Below are 15,926 nucleotides of genomic sequence, written 5' to 3'. Positions count from 1 at the left end.
TATCAATTATTGCCGGCGTAGCAGGAATAGTAAAGGGAGCTAACTGAGTATCTGCCGATAAAAATTCTTGAGCGGGAATCTGAGCTATCGACCTATCGCCGGAAGAATCAATCTCCAGTTTGATGGTGGTGGTGGGAATTTCCCAGGTATCAATTATTGCCGGCGTAGAAAAAGTGGTAAAGGGAGCTAAACGAGTATTTGGTAAGAAAAATTCTTGAGCGGGAATCTGAGTAATGACCTTCGGTGAGGAAGAACTAATAGTTACAGTTGCAGCCGACTCTTGATCCGTTTTGGACTGACGGTGATATTGCCCCTGGGTGAGGAACTGACGCAAATCCGAGTCATCCTCCACTGACGGTTGATCGGACGGATTCAGAGACCGGGTTGAAGGGGAATTTGGAGAATGGGGCAGAGACTGATCCAGGGTTTGACTGTCCAACGGCATTAAATCTGATGCTTTTCCCGAGAGATTCTCCCCAGAAAAAGCTTGAGTTATCAATACCGACTCCGTGGAGGGCTGCTCGGAGCGTTTAGAGAGACTCTCTGAAAGGTTCGGGGAGGAGGAACCAATAGTTACAGTTGCAGCCGACCCTTGATCCGTTTTGGACTGACGGTGATATTGCCCCTGGGTCAGGAACTCAAATAAATCTGACTCATCTTTGGCTGACGGTTGATCGGACGGATTCAGAGACCGGGTTGAAGGGGAATTTGGAGAATGGGGCAGAGACTGATCCAGTGTTTGATTGTCCACTGGCATTAAATCTGACGCTTTTCCCGAGAGATTCTCCCCGGAAAAAGCTTGAGTTATCAATACCGACTCCGTGGAGGGCTGCTCGGAGCGTTTAGAGAGACTCTCTGAAAGGTTCGGGGAGGAGGAGCCAATAGTTACAATCACAGCCGACTCTTGATCCGTTTCAGCCCGACGGTGATATTGTCCCCGGGTCAGGAACTCAAATAAATCTGACTCATCTTTGGCTGACGCTTGATCAGACAGATTCAGAGACCCAGCTGACGCAGAAGAAACGGTTTTTTCTGTTTCAGCGACTTGAATGGTCTCTTGACGAGATTGGGTTTCTCGGTTCGCCGATGCTGCCGCAATCGTAAGAGACACGCCCTTAACATCGAGGATTTGTTCGGACGATCGATCGAGTAAGATTTGCCCCGAATCAGAAGTCAGAGCCTGATTTTGGGCAGAACACAAAGAAGGATAAAACCATTGCAACAGTTTAGCTTCTATGGCTTGCCAGTTAACCAATGGGAGCGGGTCAAATTTGCCAAACAAATGATCGCTTGATTGGTAGCGATGATCAACATACAGTACAATTGAACTAAAGCGTTTGACCTGCCCGTTAACCAATAACGATTCATGAGCATCATAAAACAACAAAATGAAGGGGGTTGAGCTAATAGCTAAACCCGACAAAATCACAAAAACAAAGAGGTGATTCGGAGACTCATTCGCTCGCCTTGTCATCGAGATTCAGAAAGATAAATATTTTAGGCACTCCATACAGGATAAGCAATACGGCTCACCACTACTACCAAATCATCATCGAAAATGTTATCTAGAAGAGGGCGTGTGTTTTATGCCCCTACATAAAACGGATTTGCTCCACATTTGTGGGCGCAAAGAACCTGCGCCCAAAATGTAATACACTAGAACGTTTCCGCCCGTGATATTGCGAAAGTCATTGGGCTTACTTACTTATCACCGTTCATCCTAGTCTAAAACCGGAGGCGTGAAATTAACAGTTAAAGTTGATGACTGAATTGTAAATGGGTTGGAAGGATTGCTGAATGAATTGTTAAAACTAGAAGTTATATTACTGGCTTCGGCTTTTTGACTAGATGGAAAAACTACATTAACTGTAGATACCGTGACCAGCTGATCATTGACTGCTGTTGGTTGTGGAATAGTAATACTTGTGCCTGCACTTGTTTTGACAACTTCGGTCAATAGATCATTCGTTGGGTCTGGTGTCACTCCATTATTGTTATTGTTAATAACAGAAAGAAAACTACTAGGATTATCTTCACTTCCCGTGACGGAAAAAGTAAGGGGTTTTAACTCAGGAACAGCAGTAGGAACACCATTATCATTAAATGTGACATTTACTGTCGGAATTACCGGAGTGGGAGAATTGATTAGGGAAGTAGATGGGATATTATTTGTTGTTGTTACGTTTACCGTCGGAATGACCGGTTGAGATCTGAGGCTGGTAGCAGGAATATTATTTGTTGTTGTTACGTTTACCGTCGGAGTAACCGCAGTGGGAATGACCGGTTGAGATCTAAGGCTGGTGGCAGGAATATTATTTGTTGTTGTTACGTTTACCGTCGGAATGATCGGTTGAGATCTGAGACTGGTGGCAGGAATATTATTTGTTGTTGTTACGTTTACCGTCGGAATTGCTACATTTGGGGTTATTACGGGAATAACAGGAGTAGCAAGACCTGGAATAGAAATTCGGGGAATTGACTGGGCAATTACCCGATGATTAACGAGAAAAATTTGTGAAACAATAACTAAGACAGTTAGTGCTGATTCTTTGGAGTTGAGTCTGCTGAGAGTTTTCATTTTGTTAGCCTCATTTTTAATTGTTGACAAGGGAATCACGCTGTCACTTGTTTGGATTGTAAACAGCAATTAAATTTAACTGACTGTTGAGCTGGTTGGCATCGGTCACAGGAACTAACTCCTGGATATAGGGGCGGTAACTGTAAACCTGATAACCCTTTGCTTGGATGTATTGCATTATAGCACCATTGCTACCGTGGGCTCCAGCAATATTTTCATAGATAATATTGGGCTTAAATTCTGTTAATAAACGTTCTGCTCCCTGTAGAACTTTTATTTCATGTCCCTCGGCATCTATTTTTAACCAGTCAACCCTCGTCAGGTTTTCTGTTTCAATTAAACTATCAAGGGTTAAACATTGAATAGTTACAGTATTAGCCAAATCATAATTAGGGGAATTATCGCTGATAACTTCATTTAACTCACTGGCATTATGGAGAGATAGTTTCGCCGAACCACAATGATCACTGGCCGCCGCTTCGTAAATTTTAACCCAAGGGAGTTGATTGATACGGCTTGTTTCTTGTAAGCAGTTTACACAAGCTTTAAATGGTTCGATGGCGATGACTTTCCCTGTTTCTCCCACCCTTTGAGCAGCACTAAAGGTATAAACTCCCACATTTGCCCCCACATCAATAACGGTCATATCAGGACGGATTTGGGTACGCCACAATTCCATTTCCGCTTCAAACCAATCTCCTTGGGCGAGTAAAACAGCAGTGGTAATACTTTTTAAGTTAGCTTCCACTGTCAGAATGAGATTATCATAGGGAACATAAGTAAAAGGATTTTCCGGTCTGGCTTGGGTCCAAATCCACTCTCCCACATCGGGAGAGTTGGGGTTAAAATGAGTGACCCCTTGCTGAAGCCAATATTCTGCCGCTTTTGCTTCCGGTAAGTTACGATAAGCCAAATAAAGAGCTTGTATTGAGGGTGCGTAATTGGGATTAATCTGATGGGCTTTGAGCAGGTAAAAAATACCATCCCATTTTTGCCCACAAAAACGAGCAATTCCCAGTTGTAACTGTACGATGGGAGATGTTGCAAGGGATTGAGAGATTAATTGTAGGGTATCTTGCCCAGAAGCGTTGTAAAAGTAGGGTTGAGATAGATTAAGAACTTCGGCACATAAAAATAATATTTGCTCGTAGCAGTTTTCGGCTGCTAGAATTTTCTCTAAATATTCAGCTTTGTTTAATAAAGTACGGGCGGTGGAAGGTAAATAGACAAGTCCTTTGTTTGAAGCGGTTTTCCTAAAAGCCGGATCAAGAATACCGACAAAAACAGAATAAGCTAAAACATAGGCTTTGCTGTAATCGCCTATTAGACTATAAATCAGCGCTAAATGGACGGCGGCTAAGGGATGGGCTTTTCCCTGCTCCAAAACCGCTATCGCATTGTTTAATAGTTGTTTGCGAAAGGCAATATCTTGTGTCTCTTCTGCCTCAATAAGCATAATAACTGCTACATTGTTCCATTCTCTGAGCGTAGTGGGTTGATTCCAGTTAGTATTATCAGCAAAAGCTAAAAGTTGATCACACGCTTCTGAGGTCATTTGAGGGCAATTTTTCTGCACATATTGACTGTAATAATTGAGGGGACTTTGCGTCTCTGTTTGAGAGCGCATTGCGCTTATTTGTTGATCACCAGACTCTAATGGTTGTATTTTTTCCTGTTCTAGTTTTTTCCACATCTGTTGATAAGCATTTTCTAAGGCTAGAGTTAAACCTTCTACATCTCCTAGTTGAGATTTTTGAAAACGCTCTCTTAAGCTAGTTCGTAATTGAGCGATCGCCTCTAGATCCTGGGCAAAAGTAATGGCTTTGTTAACGTATTCTTCGGGACTATGAGCGATCCAATCCTCTAAGCCGATCGCCTGTAGGAGACTATTACCCATCCGTTGAATTTTACGATCGCCAGCAAGGGTTAAAACCGGAACCCCCATCCACAAAGCATCGCAAGTGGTAGTACAACCATTGTAAGGAAAAGTATCAAGGTGAATATCGATACGATGATACAAGGCGAAATAATCCTCAGCCAATGTCGGTGAGTCAATTAATTCAACTTGTTCGAGATTCAAGCCCTGTTCTTGCAGGAATAATTCAACACTTTGTTTTTCTTCGGGATCGTCTAAATTATGATAGTGGCTTTTGAGGATGAGACGGGACTGGGGTAATGCCTGAAGGATTTTTGCCCAGAGGGATAAAAGGAAAGGATTAAGTTTAGAAAAATTGTTCAAACAACCAAAAGTAATATATTCTGAACTTAAAGCGGGCAGGGGATTGACTTCTAGGGCTTCCGGGGAAGGTTGATAAGCCACATAGCATCTGGGGAGTCGCCAAATCGTCTCGCTGGTTTTTTCTTCCGTATCTACGGGATGTAAATGATGATCGGTAATCCAATAATCGATGGTAGGGATACCTGTCGTGGCAAAATAGCCCAAGTAGGAAGCTTGAATAGGAGCGGGTTTGCTAAAAAAGATCGGCAAGCGATTATCGTCTGTATGACCCGCTAAATCAATTAGGATGTCAATCTGATCCTGTTTAATTTGCTCGATTACTTCAGCATCGGTAAGTCCGAGGGTTGATCGCCAATGATCGCAAGAAGCTTTAATTTCTTCCGTTATTTCATCAACTTTTTTGATTTCCCCATAACAATAAATCTCAAATTTTTGATGATCGTGATGTTTAATAATTGGGGCAATAAACTTGCCCACGGGATGACGTTTAAAGTCAGGGGACACATAACCAATTTTGAGTTTGTGTTGGGCAGCAGACCCTTGGTTAGGGATATTTGATTGGGGGATAGTCAATTCTGTAATATTATTACTTGTATTTCCCCTGAGGATCGACAAGCCAATATTAATTACTTCTGTGAAATTATATTGAGGATTAGAACCATAATTAAGGGTGAGATATTCCAGTAATTCTAAAGCATAATCAGGAAAGTACAATATGTCCGCGATACAAGCCTGTTTTAATAGTTTTTCTGGGGATACCGGACTAGGTTGACTAAGTAAATCTTGAAAATAAAAGGCATCACCCCACAATGGTTGTCCCGAAAAATGCTGGGGAACACCGGCTTTAAGCTCTGGAGGAAGAGAGGTTTTGTTATAGCCAAGACCAGGAAAAGATTTTTTGGAAATACAATGTAATCCTTTAAAACCTTGAAGAAAAAAACCTTGCTGCCGTAAATGATTATCTACGTCAGCAAAAAGCGGTTGATTTTTATAGATAGGGGCAAATTCAACTTCGGTTTGAATAGCCAAGGTGCTGTTTTTGATGATCTGCTGCGCCCCTTGAAAAATGTTTAATTCTGCCCCTTGTACATCTACCTGCAAAAAATCAATGGTATCAATTAATTCACTAGCACAAAAACTATCCAGAGTGGTTGTTTCTATTTCTGATATATAATCTAGGGTAAGAAATTCAGGCAAAGAACTACGAAAACGAGAAGCGTAATTCCCATTGGGTTCATAAAGAGAACTACACATTTTCTCTTTAGTAACGTATAGTTGGGATTTGCCTTGAGTGTTACTAAGGGCGATGGGAATATGTTTTTCTTGATGCCTGATATTTCTTTCCTTTAAATTCTGATTCATGCGCTTACATTCATCGGCATCGGCCTCAAATCCATAGATAGTTAAGTTAGGGGCAAAAATTCCCCACGATTGACTACTATAATCATCGGCCTCAGATGATTTTCGAGAACCTATCTGGGCGATGGTAATATGAATGTTATCTAAAAAATGTTGAGCTTTTAGCGTTTGTAAGAAGATAGTCATGGTAGTAAATTTAATGATTATAGAAACAACTGTAACTATTGACAATATTTAAGTTTGGATTTTGTTCCGATACCAACGAGAAGAAGCATCGTAAATTTCCTCGGAACTAACTTCTTTAATACCACTTAGCGCAAAAAGAAGTGCTGTATGGGCTAATTTATTTGCGGGATCACAGCGGAGGGCCTGACGAAAACAATCAACCGCTTTCTTCTCATCAGGTTGACAGCTATAAACCACTCCCAGATTGTAATAAGCCATAGCATAGTCGGGATCTAACTCGATCGCTTTTTCAAAACAACTTTTGGCCTTGGTTAACAATTTTTGCTGCTTATAACTGATTCCTAAGTGTAAATAAGCGATCGCATCTTGTGGTTTGGCTTGAATAATTTTTTGGAAGCAACTGACTGCTTTATCAAACTTTTCCTGTTCGTAGAGAACGACTCCCAAGTTATAGCGCAATTCTAAGTTATCGGGTTGCAGCAGTAAGGCACAACGGTAGTATTTTTCCGCTTTGGCATAGTTTTCTTGGCGATCATACAGTTGCGCCAGGGATTTATAAACCTCCACATTAGTAGAATCTAACTGTACACTATGGGAATAACAAGCGATCGCCTTTTCTGTCTCTTTTAACTGTTCATAGACCAAGCCGAGATTATAAAAAGCGCTAGGATAATCAGGTTGAGATTCAATCGCTTGTTGATAATAACTAATCGCCTGCTGTAATTGTCCTTGTTGTGCGGCTAAAAAGCCCAGATTATGATAGGACTTGGCATAGGTGGCATCTACTTTTATCGCTTGCAGATAGAAGTTTTTGGCTGACTCCAATTCTCCCGTAAGGGTTTTTTCCCTTCCAAGTTGGTGATAATATGCCGCACTGTTCTCCTCTGGGACCACGGGAAGGGGAGGAGAATTAACCTTATTTTGTTCCTCTAAATAAATTTGCCACATTTGTCGATAAGCCTCCTCCATCGCCGCTGCCATTCCCTCGGCATCTAACAATTCCGATTGAGCTAGGCGATCGCGCATCGTAGCTCGTAAATTGGCTAAATAGACAGTATCTTGAGCAAATTGCACCGCCTTCTGCACATAATCTTCGGGAGTATCCGCAATCCACTCGTCTAAACCCACTGCTTTTAAGAGGGTGACACTCAAACGCTCCATATTACGTCCCCCGGCTAAAGTCAGGGTGGGAACTCCCATCCACAGGGCTTGGCAGGTGGTAGTACACCCCCCATAGGGAAACGGATCAAGATGAATGTCCACATTATTGTAGGACGAAAAATGTGCTTGATCGTCTAGGAATCCCCCTTGAATAAACAGTCGATCAGCACTGATTCCCCGTTGGGTAAAGTCATTAATGATGTTCTCTTGAACCCTAGGATCAACCCCCGCCTGATGAATTGCTTTTAGGAAAAGACGGGAGTTGGGAACAGCTTTCAGTATTTGGCACCAAACATCAAGGGTTTCAGGGGTTAATTTTCTGGTGTTGTTCAAAGAACCGAAGGTAATTAAACCCGTTTTTTCAAAAGGTAGGGGCGAAACCTCTGGGGTGTCGAGATAGTTGTCATAGGTTAGATAACAACGGGGTAAACGCCAAATTGTCTCACTGGTTAATTCGGGAGTGTCTAAAGGATGTAAGGCCTCATCGGTAATCCAATAATCAATGGTGGGTAAACCCGTGGTGGCAAAATAACCTAAATAGGTCGCCTGAATGGGAGCGGGTTTTATTCCTAGCACTTTAAGGCGGTTCCCCGCAGTGTGACCGGCTAAATCTACCAAAATATCGATTTGATCTGCCTGGATTAACTCTGCTACTTCTAAATCCGATAAACCCACAGTACAGCGCCAGTGATCGCAGGCTGCTCGGATTTTTTCGGTAACGTAATCCTCTTTGGCGACTTCGGCGTAGGCAAATATTTCAAACTGATCGTGATGATGATTTTCTAGTAAAGGTTTAATAAAAAAACTACAGGAGTGACGACGAAAATCAGGAGAAATATAGCCGATACGCAAGCGGCGATCGGGGTCTGGTTGTCTCCGGTGGTGTTTGAGGGTAGGAAGGCCCTGTTTAACAACGTGGTAGATATACCAGAGATAGGAACTATCGAGAATCTCCTGGGGAGAAACAATCGTCAATGCCCCAAAACACCACAACAAAAATGAGTGGTTAACAGAATCATGCGGCTCTAATTGCATGATTTTATGACAATAATCGACCGCATTGGCTATTTTGCCGAGTTTTTCAGCACAGGAGGCTAAACTTTTCAGGGCCGAAAGATTGTCACTGTCTATGGTTAAGACTTTTTGATAATAGGCGATCGCCTCATGAATATAACCGATTTTGTCTAAAACCATGCCACAATTTTGTAGCGCGGGAATGTAATTAGGGTCAAGGGTTAACACTTGGCGATAATAGGCGATCGCTTCTGGTAGTTTGTCCTGTTGTTGAAAGATGAGGGCTAGATTAAATAAGGGTTCAATGGCCGAAGGTTCAAACTCCAAAGCCATCTCGTAACAGTTTTGCGCCTGAAGGAATTTTCCCCGTCGCTCCCATTTGTTCCCTGTATTAATTAAATAGGCAACAAAATCTGGCAATAACTCCCATTCTTTCGCTGTTAAAAGACTTTTTGCTTTTGCCGATTCCCCTTGATCTTGCCAAAATTTAGCTAGTTGAAACTTGATACTAGGATGATTGGGGTCAAGATTTAAAACCTGAGTCAAGCATTCGCCTATTTCCAGGGTGATTGCTTGCTTTTTCTCGTCTTCGAGGTTTTCTCTCTGGTTAATTAATTGCTGTTTGAGATTTAAGCCTAAACGATAGTAGGCTTTAGCGTATTGAGGATTCAACCTAAGCGCTTGACGATAATAGTCGATCGCCGATTGCCATTGTTGTTGTTTTTCATTGACAACCCCCAAATTGTAATAGGATTGGTAACGCTCAGGCTCTAACTCGATCGCCTTGAGATACCAAGACTGAGCCAAAGCAAAATGACCCTGCTGGGTGAATTGATTGCCCAGATAGTGGGCGATTTCCGCACCTTGATTCCCTAAACCGCAATCGGCAAAGGAATCGATCAAAGAATTTTTTATTGCTTGATAAACTAGCTCCCGCTGCTCGGGTAGTATTTTCCAAACGTCTTTTTGTAGGGTTGCTAATAAATCCAGCCAAGTTGGCCAATTTATTTCTTTAACCAAATTTAAAAATATTTCCCTGAAGGTTTCGCCGGTTTCATCTCCGCCGAATAGCAGCAAGGGTTTAAAGAGACAGTGGATTAATAACTGCTCTTCTTTGGTAAAACATTCCTGCCAAGGCGCAGACTCGGTTGGAAAATCTAATAAATTCTCGATCGGATAATCTTGGCTATTAAACCTTAACCCAACGGACTGGGCTAGAGCCTCTATCTGCCCTAGGAGTGTTTGCCTGATGTCCTTTTCTTTTAACCAAATAACTCGATGGGCTAAGGGCAGCCAAATATGGGGCTGACATTGCAACTGTTTGGCCACGGCTTGGGTAACGGTCTCTTGACTACCCGTGATGGCGTTGCCCAAGGACTGACGCGGATCCGCGTGGCTATAGACCACTAACGCCCCCTCCCGTTGAATCTCCTGAAGGGCATCTTGCCCCAATACCTCAAACTGCAATAAAAGGGGGATAGCTTCTCCCTGCCGTAACCTTAAATAACGGTCAAGAGACACCGCATCTGGAAATACCCCCGCCTGAAAATCGAGGCCCGATTGAGTGTACAGTTCACCCAATACTCGGTAACTCCAAGCGGTTTGATAGTAGGGAATACGATTACAGAATATGATCATTACAACGACTGCATCCGCAGAGCTAGAAAGATTCAGGTTATTGGCAACCACTCAGAAGACGTTTGGGGAGTGACATCAGTAAAAAATTCTCCCCCCACCCCTCGGCTTTGCCCAGGGTAACAATTCCCTCACTGAAGCGCCGACTTTAAAAAGGGGACTTGTTGCTAATCTAAGACGGAAGTACCAGCAGTCCAAGCCCGGACGATACCAGACACATCCCCAAACTGACTGGCAGCAGCAGCCTGCGAAATAGCATCGGCAGTGGCACGCTCAACTGTTAGTTGCGTACCTGAGTTTACCTCCACCGTAGCGGTCAATACTGCGCCTGTAATAGCAACGAAGTTTTTGTCCTTATCCAGGGTATCATAACTTATTTGTACTGAAATAGGAGAACTGAAAACGTAGTCACTGGAGGGCAATACTTGCTCGATGGCAAAGCTATTGGTGGCTGCAGTGTTGCCGTCGGTGAGAATGCTAGTGGTGGCACCGGACACTCGGGATTGGGATGCTGTACCGATAAATTGGGCTTGGGCGCTTTCGCCAACGGATAATACACCCGCAGCGGCGAGACCACCGGCTAGAATAGCTCCTCTGGCGATTCCTTGGTAATTAGAGGCCTTCATTGTTTGTCTCCTTTGTTAAGGGGCCAATGATTTTGAGGTCATGAGGCAGACTATTGCTCAGTTCGTCGTCTCGATAAGCTGTTGACTATCTAAATTACTCGTTAAGATTGCGGGGGAGCGGGCTTCGTCCGTGAGCTTAACCGAAAGGGAGCGGGGAGAGGCAGTTTGAGCATTTGTACCAAAATTTCCGATAGCGCAGTTTAAATTCAGTACAGCTTACCCGCGTTTTCTTGGTATGGATCGTTACAGACTCGACCGTCATCAGCTATATATAACTGCGGTTGGCCACTGTCAAGGTTTACCACCCAGAACTCTTGGCTCTGTCAATCACCTATTGGAGTAAGTACCTAAGCAAAATTAATTACACATTTCGATAAAGCTTTTGCCTCTTGCCTATTGCCTCTTGCCTGTCTTCACTAGGAAATTTATTTTGCATGACTACTTATCTCTTGCGATTGATCGATTAAAAAGAGGCCACCCAGGGCAATCCTGGGGGGCAATTGCACCACTTTTCTACTAGCGAAAAAAAACAGCAAGAGTTAATTCGGGTAGTATGTGGCTACAAAGTGGTATTTTTCACCCGGGTTGAGACGGGTTGCCCACTTCAACTAATCTAAGACGGAAGTACCAGCAGTCCAAGCCCGGACGATACCGGACACATCCCCAAACCGACTGGCGGCAGTGGCTGCTGTAATAGCATTAGCAGTGGCACGCTCAACCGATGGGGTGGTAGATGTGTTTGCCACTTCGGGGGCAGAAAACGATGCCGAAGTAATAACAGGGGTGAGCGCGCTTGATACTGAGCCGACATAAACGGTTGTAGCGTAACTTACTTGCACTTGAACAGCACCACTGAATATGTAGTCACTGGAGGGCAATACTTTCTCAACGGCAAAGCTATTGGTAGCAGCATAGTTGCTATCGGTGATAATGCTAGTGACGGCGGCGGACACTCGGGATTGGGATGTCGCACCGATAAATTGGGCTTGGGCGCTTTCGCCAACGGATAATACACCAGCAGCGGCGAGACCACCGGCTAGAATAGCGGCTTTGGCGATTTCTTGGTAGTTAGAAGCTTTCATCGTTTGTTTCCTTTTTTAGAGGGGTTATATGGTTCTGAGGTCATGAGGCGGGTTATGGTTCGGTTCGTCGTCTCAATACCCTCGTTTTTTTTGGTGTGGATTGTTACAGAATCCAACCTCTTTTAGCATACTACGCTAGGAGGCTCTACTGTCAAGATCGACTACACAAAACTTTAGTTTTGTAAATGATCTATTGGACGTATCTTTTGTGATCGATGAATTAGAGGCAACTTGGGGCAATTCCGTGCCTAGTTATACCATTTTTCTAATTTTCTAGTAAGGAAAAAAACAGCAAGAGTTAATTCGGGTAATCGATCGAAGTCTTGTTATTCTTATAACTGGTAGGTTTCGAGATTTTTCTAGGCTCGCAGCTTAACCCGATCGACCGATAACTGATAGAGGGGTGCAGAATGGGAGAATGGTTAGATTTTATCGATGAAGTGGTCACTGTTAATGGCAAAGGTGAGGAAATTAAACGGGAAAAAGTCACTAATCGAGGTTATCAATATTTTTTAAGCAAAAAAACCTTTTTAGAAATGATTTTTATCCCTAGCGGTCAATACCTCATCGGTGCACCCAAAAGCGAGTTAGGCTGGAAATTGAGTCAAAGTCCCCAATCTCTGGTTAATATTCAGGCTTTTTGTCTAAGTCGCTACCCAATTACCCAACGACAATGGCGCGAGGTGGCAAAATTAGAACCAGTAAATATTGAACTTAATCCCTATCCGGCCCATTTTGAAGGTTATGATCGCCCAGTAGAACAAATTAACTGGTGGGAAGCGGTGGAATTTTGCGATCGCCTATCCCGTCTCACGGGACTGAATTATCGTTTACCCGCAGAAAAAGAATGGGAATACGCTTGTCGGGGAGGTACATCCACCCCTTTTCACTTTGGCCCGACAATTTCCACGGATTTAGCCAACTATTCCGGGGTGGACTGGGATTATGGCGGCAAAGTGTGCAGTTCTGGTCGTTATGGGGAAGGTTCCCTAGGATGCGATCGCAGGGAAACCACACCAGTGGGAATGTTTGCCGTCGCTAACCCTTTCGGACTCTACGATTTGCACGGAAATGTCAGAGAATGGTGTGCAGATTACTGGCGCGATAACTACGAAGCAGCCACAATAGAAGATAGGGACAGACGAGTTTTACGCGGCGGTTCCTGGAATGATGGCCCTAACAAATGTCGCTCGGCCTACCGAGTCAAATTTATGGCTACTGCTGGACTCTATGATATTGGTTTTCGTGTGGTTAGCGATAATTCTCCTTAAATCTGAAAACCGATCACTGATTACTGGTGACAGGGAGGTGAAAAAATTGAAAATAGAACTACCCCAGCAAATAATCAGCGAATTTTGTCAGAAATGGCAGATATCTGAAATGTGTTTATTCGGATCGGTTTTGCGGGAAGATTTTCGTCCAGATAGCGATATTGATATACTGGTCAGTTTTCAAGATAGTGTTTCTTGGGGACTTCTGGAGTTTTCGAGGATGAAACGGGAATTAGAGAATTTATTGGGACGGAAAGTTGATTTGCTAACGAAAAAATCGATCGAGCAGAGTCATAATTGGATTCGTCAACGAGAGATTTTAGGGACAGCGCAAGTGATTTATGTGGCGGGATAAGGCTTTTTTACTAGATATTGTCCGAGCAGGTCAATTAGCTCAACAATTTGCCGAGCAACTGGATCGGGAACTACTAGAATCGGATTTACGCACCCAATCCGCAATTCTCTATCAAATTACTATTATGGGAGAAGCTACCAAGCGCCTATCCCCTGGATTTCGTAAACAACATCCAGAAATTCCTTGGGACGACATCGCCGGTATGCGAGATATTATCGCCCATCAATATGATCGGATCGATCTTGATATCGTCTGGCAGGTTATTCGACGCAATATTCCTGAACTATTGAACTTGTTAATACCTTTATTGCCCACACAAGATACTTGATTAGTGATATCTTTGATAAGGTTCGGTAAAATGAAAGAGAAATACTAACTTTAAATCAGACTTCTGGTCAAATTTTAAAAATGTACCGCTCCTCGATCGAGAGTTAGAATTGATTTTAGAGACAATAAAGGTGATTTAACCAAATGATTGCTAACTTTGACCATAACTATCTTTCCCCGGAAGATTATTTAGCAACGGAGAGAATAGCCAAGGATAAACACGAATACATTCGCGGTCAAACCTACGCCATGGCTGGTGCAAGTAAAGCCCATGGTATGATTATTATCAACTTAGCCACACTTTTAAAAAACCGGCTGCGGGGTAGTGGTTGTCTTGTCTATGCCACAGATATGAAAGTTCGTCTAGAAATAGCTAATAGTTATTTTTATCCCGATCTTGTAGTTACTTGCGACTCGCGAGATAATCGGTCTTTCTCGGAAGATTTTATCCGTTATCCGCGCTTGATTGTAGAAGTATTATCCCCCACTACTGCTGCTTTTGCTCGCAACGCGCTCGCGAAGCGAGATCGGGGCGATAAATTTGCCGACTATCGTTCGATCGAAACTTTAGAAGAATACGTTCTTATCAGTCAAGAACACATCAGTGTGGATTGTTTTGGTCGCAATGATGAAGGATTCTGGGTTCTTTATCCCTACAGCAAAGGAGCAGATATTTATCTAGCTAGTATCGATTTTCACTGTGCGATCGAATCTTTATATGAAGATATAACAGAAATCTGTTAAAAAATCAGATAAGTTTTTTTCTATGTACTATTTACTTTTTACTTGATTAATGCTTGTCATCCTCTCCGCTATTATTCCAGTGGGTTTTATCATCCTCATCGGTGTGATAGCAGGAAAAGTTCTCACTGTGGAAGTGCATTCCCTTTCCCAAATCACGGTGTATATTCTTGCTCCCGCTTTGGTGATTGATGGACTCTATCGCACCACTTTATCCGGCAACAATATCGGTTTAATTCTCCTAGGCTTTGCCCTTATTTCACTGGTAATGGCGATTGTCGTCGAAATTATGGCCTATTGTCTCAGTCTCGATGATGATACCCGCAAAAGCCTCATGGCTGCCGCTGTGATGCCCAATAACGGTAATATGGGTTTACCGGTGGCTAGTTTTGCCCTGGGTGCGGCCGGACTGGAAAGAGCGATAATCTATATGATTGGTTCTAGTATTCTTTTATTTGGTATTAGTCCCGCTTATTTGCGAGGAAAAAGCTTTCTTTCAGGATTTCGCCTAGTTTTTCGCTTGCCCTTAATCTGGTCAATTTTTATCGGCATTAGCTTTCAAACTTTCTCTTTTCATCTTCCCCTGCAATTAGATAAAAGTATTAGCTATCTAGGACAAGCGGCAATTCCTTTGGCTTTAATTATCCTAGGTATTCAATTATCTCAGCAAAAATTAGCGATCGGTAAATTAGAATTATTAGGGGCCGGTTTGCGTCTTTTAGTCGCGCCTCTTTTGGCATTTGCGATCGGCAATAGTTTAGGATTAACTGGTATGGATCTAAAAATTCTTATCCTACAGAGTGCCATGCCCACCGCCGTTAATACCGTCATTTTAGTCACAGAATTCGGTGGTTCAGCAGCTTTAATGGCCCGCACAGTTGTGGTCACTACCCTTGCTAGTTTTCTGACTATTCCTTTCTTTCTTTGGTTATTAAAAGTCTATTTATAGCAGTTATCTTAATGGTGAGGTGCGAAGTTTTCGTTTTGGGGAGCCAGTATTCAGTTATCAGTATTCAGGGGGTGCATCTCATTTTGGTAAATCTACTAATTTGGGATTTTTAAGGGGAAACTTTCTCCTAAAATTGGGCATTACTTTCGGTTTTATCACTCAATCCAAGCTTTTGGGGGGTTCTACCCCCCAAACCCCCCGCGCATTAGGTTAACTGTGAGATGCTTACACGCGATTGTTAATATTTTTGTACTAATTTAAGAGTCACTGATAATTGCTGATTGTTGGTATTTCTGCAAGTGTGGGATGCACCCTTATTCAGGAGATTATTTTATTTATTCTCCCCTCTCCCCAATTCCCCAATTCCCCAATTCCCCACTTCCCCACTTCCCCACTTCCCCAC

The 15,926-nt window shown here is 43.0% G+C and carries 10 protein-coding genes and 1 pseudogene; 5 read left to right on the top strand and 6 right to left on the bottom strand.

The window, feature by feature from the left end; translation table 11 throughout:
• The 6 genes and pseudogenes from PN470_RS17460 to PN470_RS17435 form a co-directional block, all read right to left on the bottom strand.
• Positions 1-1,255: pseudogene (locus tag PN470_RS17460) on the bottom strand (hypothetical protein); the annotation flags it as partial.
• 465 nt (positions 1,256-1,720) lie between these two features.
• Positions 1,721-2,578 (bottom strand): hypothetical protein, encoded by an 858-nt coding sequence (locus PN470_RS17455; protein ID WP_272104867.1) that lies wholly within the window; start codon positions 2,576-2,578, stop codon positions 1,721-1,723.
• 43 nt (positions 2,579-2,621) lie between these two features.
• Positions 2,622-6,362 carry an FkbM family methyltransferase gene (locus tag PN470_RS17450; RefSeq protein WP_272104866.1) on the bottom strand — a complete coding sequence of 1,247 codons (3,741 nt, stop codon included), beginning with the start codon at positions 6,360-6,362 and terminating at the stop codon, positions 2,622-2,624.
• Between the two features lie 48 nt (positions 6,363-6,410).
• Entirely contained in the window at positions 6,411-10,175 is a 3,765-nt protein-coding gene (locus tag PN470_RS17445) for a tetratricopeptide repeat protein (RefSeq protein WP_272104865.1), read from the bottom strand.
• Positions 10,176-10,339: 164 nt separating this feature from the next.
• Positions 10,340-10,798 (bottom strand): hypothetical protein, encoded by a 459-nt coding sequence (locus PN470_RS17440; protein WP_272104864.1) that lies wholly within the window; start codon positions 10,796-10,798, stop codon positions 10,340-10,342.
• A 608-nt stretch (positions 10,799-11,406) separates the two neighbouring features.
• Entirely contained in the window at positions 11,407-11,880 is a 474-nt protein-coding gene (locus PN470_RS17435) for a hypothetical protein (protein WP_272104863.1), read from the bottom strand.
• A gap of 410 nt (positions 11,881-12,290) precedes the next feature.
• Here PN470_RS17435 and PN470_RS17430 point away from each other — a divergent pair, with 410 nt between their 5' ends.
• From PN470_RS17430 to PN470_RS17410, 5 genes are all read left to right on the top strand, one after another.
• On the top strand, positions 12,291-13,151 hold the full coding sequence (locus tag PN470_RS17430) for a formylglycine-generating enzyme family protein (protein ID WP_272104862.1): 861 nt from the start codon (positions 12,291-12,293) through the stop codon (positions 13,149-13,151).
• Positions 13,152-13,197: 46 nt separating this feature from the next.
• Positions 13,198-13,506: a nucleotidyltransferase family protein gene (locus PN470_RS17425; RefSeq protein WP_002733690.1), complete on the top strand. Its 309-nt coding sequence runs from the start codon at positions 13,198-13,200 to the stop codon at positions 13,504-13,506.
• Entirely contained in the window at positions 13,493-13,834 is a 342-nt protein-coding gene (locus tag PN470_RS17420) for a HepT-like ribonuclease domain-containing protein (RefSeq protein WP_002734383.1), read from the top strand. The genes PN470_RS17425 and PN470_RS17420 overlap by 14 nt, the downstream gene beginning before the upstream one ends.
• A gap of 143 nt (positions 13,835-13,977) precedes the next feature.
• Positions 13,978-14,577, top strand: a complete 600-nt coding sequence (locus tag PN470_RS17415; protein ID WP_271935580.1) for a Uma2 family endonuclease — start codon at positions 13,978-13,980, stop codon at positions 14,575-14,577.
• Between the two features lie 49 nt (positions 14,578-14,626).
• Positions 14,627-15,523, top strand: coding sequence for an AEC family transporter (locus PN470_RS17410; protein ID WP_103111184.1), 897 nt, complete (start codon positions 14,627-14,629; stop codon positions 15,521-15,523).
• Positions 15,524-15,926: the final 403 nt, after the last annotated feature.

The organism is Microcystis sp. CS-574 (assembly GCF_028329095.1).
Taxonomy (GTDB): Bacteria; Cyanobacteriota; Cyanobacteriia; order Cyanobacteriales; family Microcystaceae; genus Microcystis; species Microcystis ichthyoblabe_A.
Note: the sequence above shows the minus strand (reverse complement) of the source record. Positions and strands in the feature narration are given on the sequence as shown.

Coding starts and splice junctions, on each gene's coding strand:
- PN470_RS17455 (WP_272104867.1), bottom strand. CDS start 2,578: ATGAAAACTCTCAGCAGACTCAACTCCAAAGAATCAGCACTAACTGTC.
- PN470_RS17450 (WP_272104866.1), bottom strand. CDS start 6,362: ATGACTATCTTCTTACAAACGCTAAAAGCTCAACATTTTTTAGATAAC.
- PN470_RS17445 (WP_272104865.1), bottom strand. CDS start 10,175: ATGATCATATTCTGTAATCGTATTCCCTACTATCAAACCGCTTGGAGT.
- PN470_RS17440 (WP_272104864.1), bottom strand. CDS start 10,798: ATGAAGGCCTCTAATTACCAAGGAATCGCCAGAGGAGCTATTCTAGCC.
- PN470_RS17435 (WP_272104863.1), bottom strand. CDS start 11,880: ATGAAAGCTTCTAACTACCAAGAAATCGCCAAAGCCGCTATTCTAGCC.
- PN470_RS17430 (WP_272104862.1), top strand. CDS start 12,291: ATGGGAGAATGGTTAGATTTTATCGATGAAGTGGTCACTGTTAATGGC.
- PN470_RS17420 (WP_002734383.1), top strand. CDS start 13,493: ATGTGGCGGGATAAGGCTTTTTTACTAGATATTGTCCGAGCAGGTCAA.
- PN470_RS17415 (WP_271935580.1), top strand. CDS start 13,978: ATGATTGCTAACTTTGACCATAACTATCTTTCCCCGGAAGATTATTTA.
- PN470_RS17410 (WP_103111184.1), top strand. CDS start 14,627: ATGCTTGTCATCCTCTCCGCTATTATTCCAGTGGGTTTTATCATCCTC.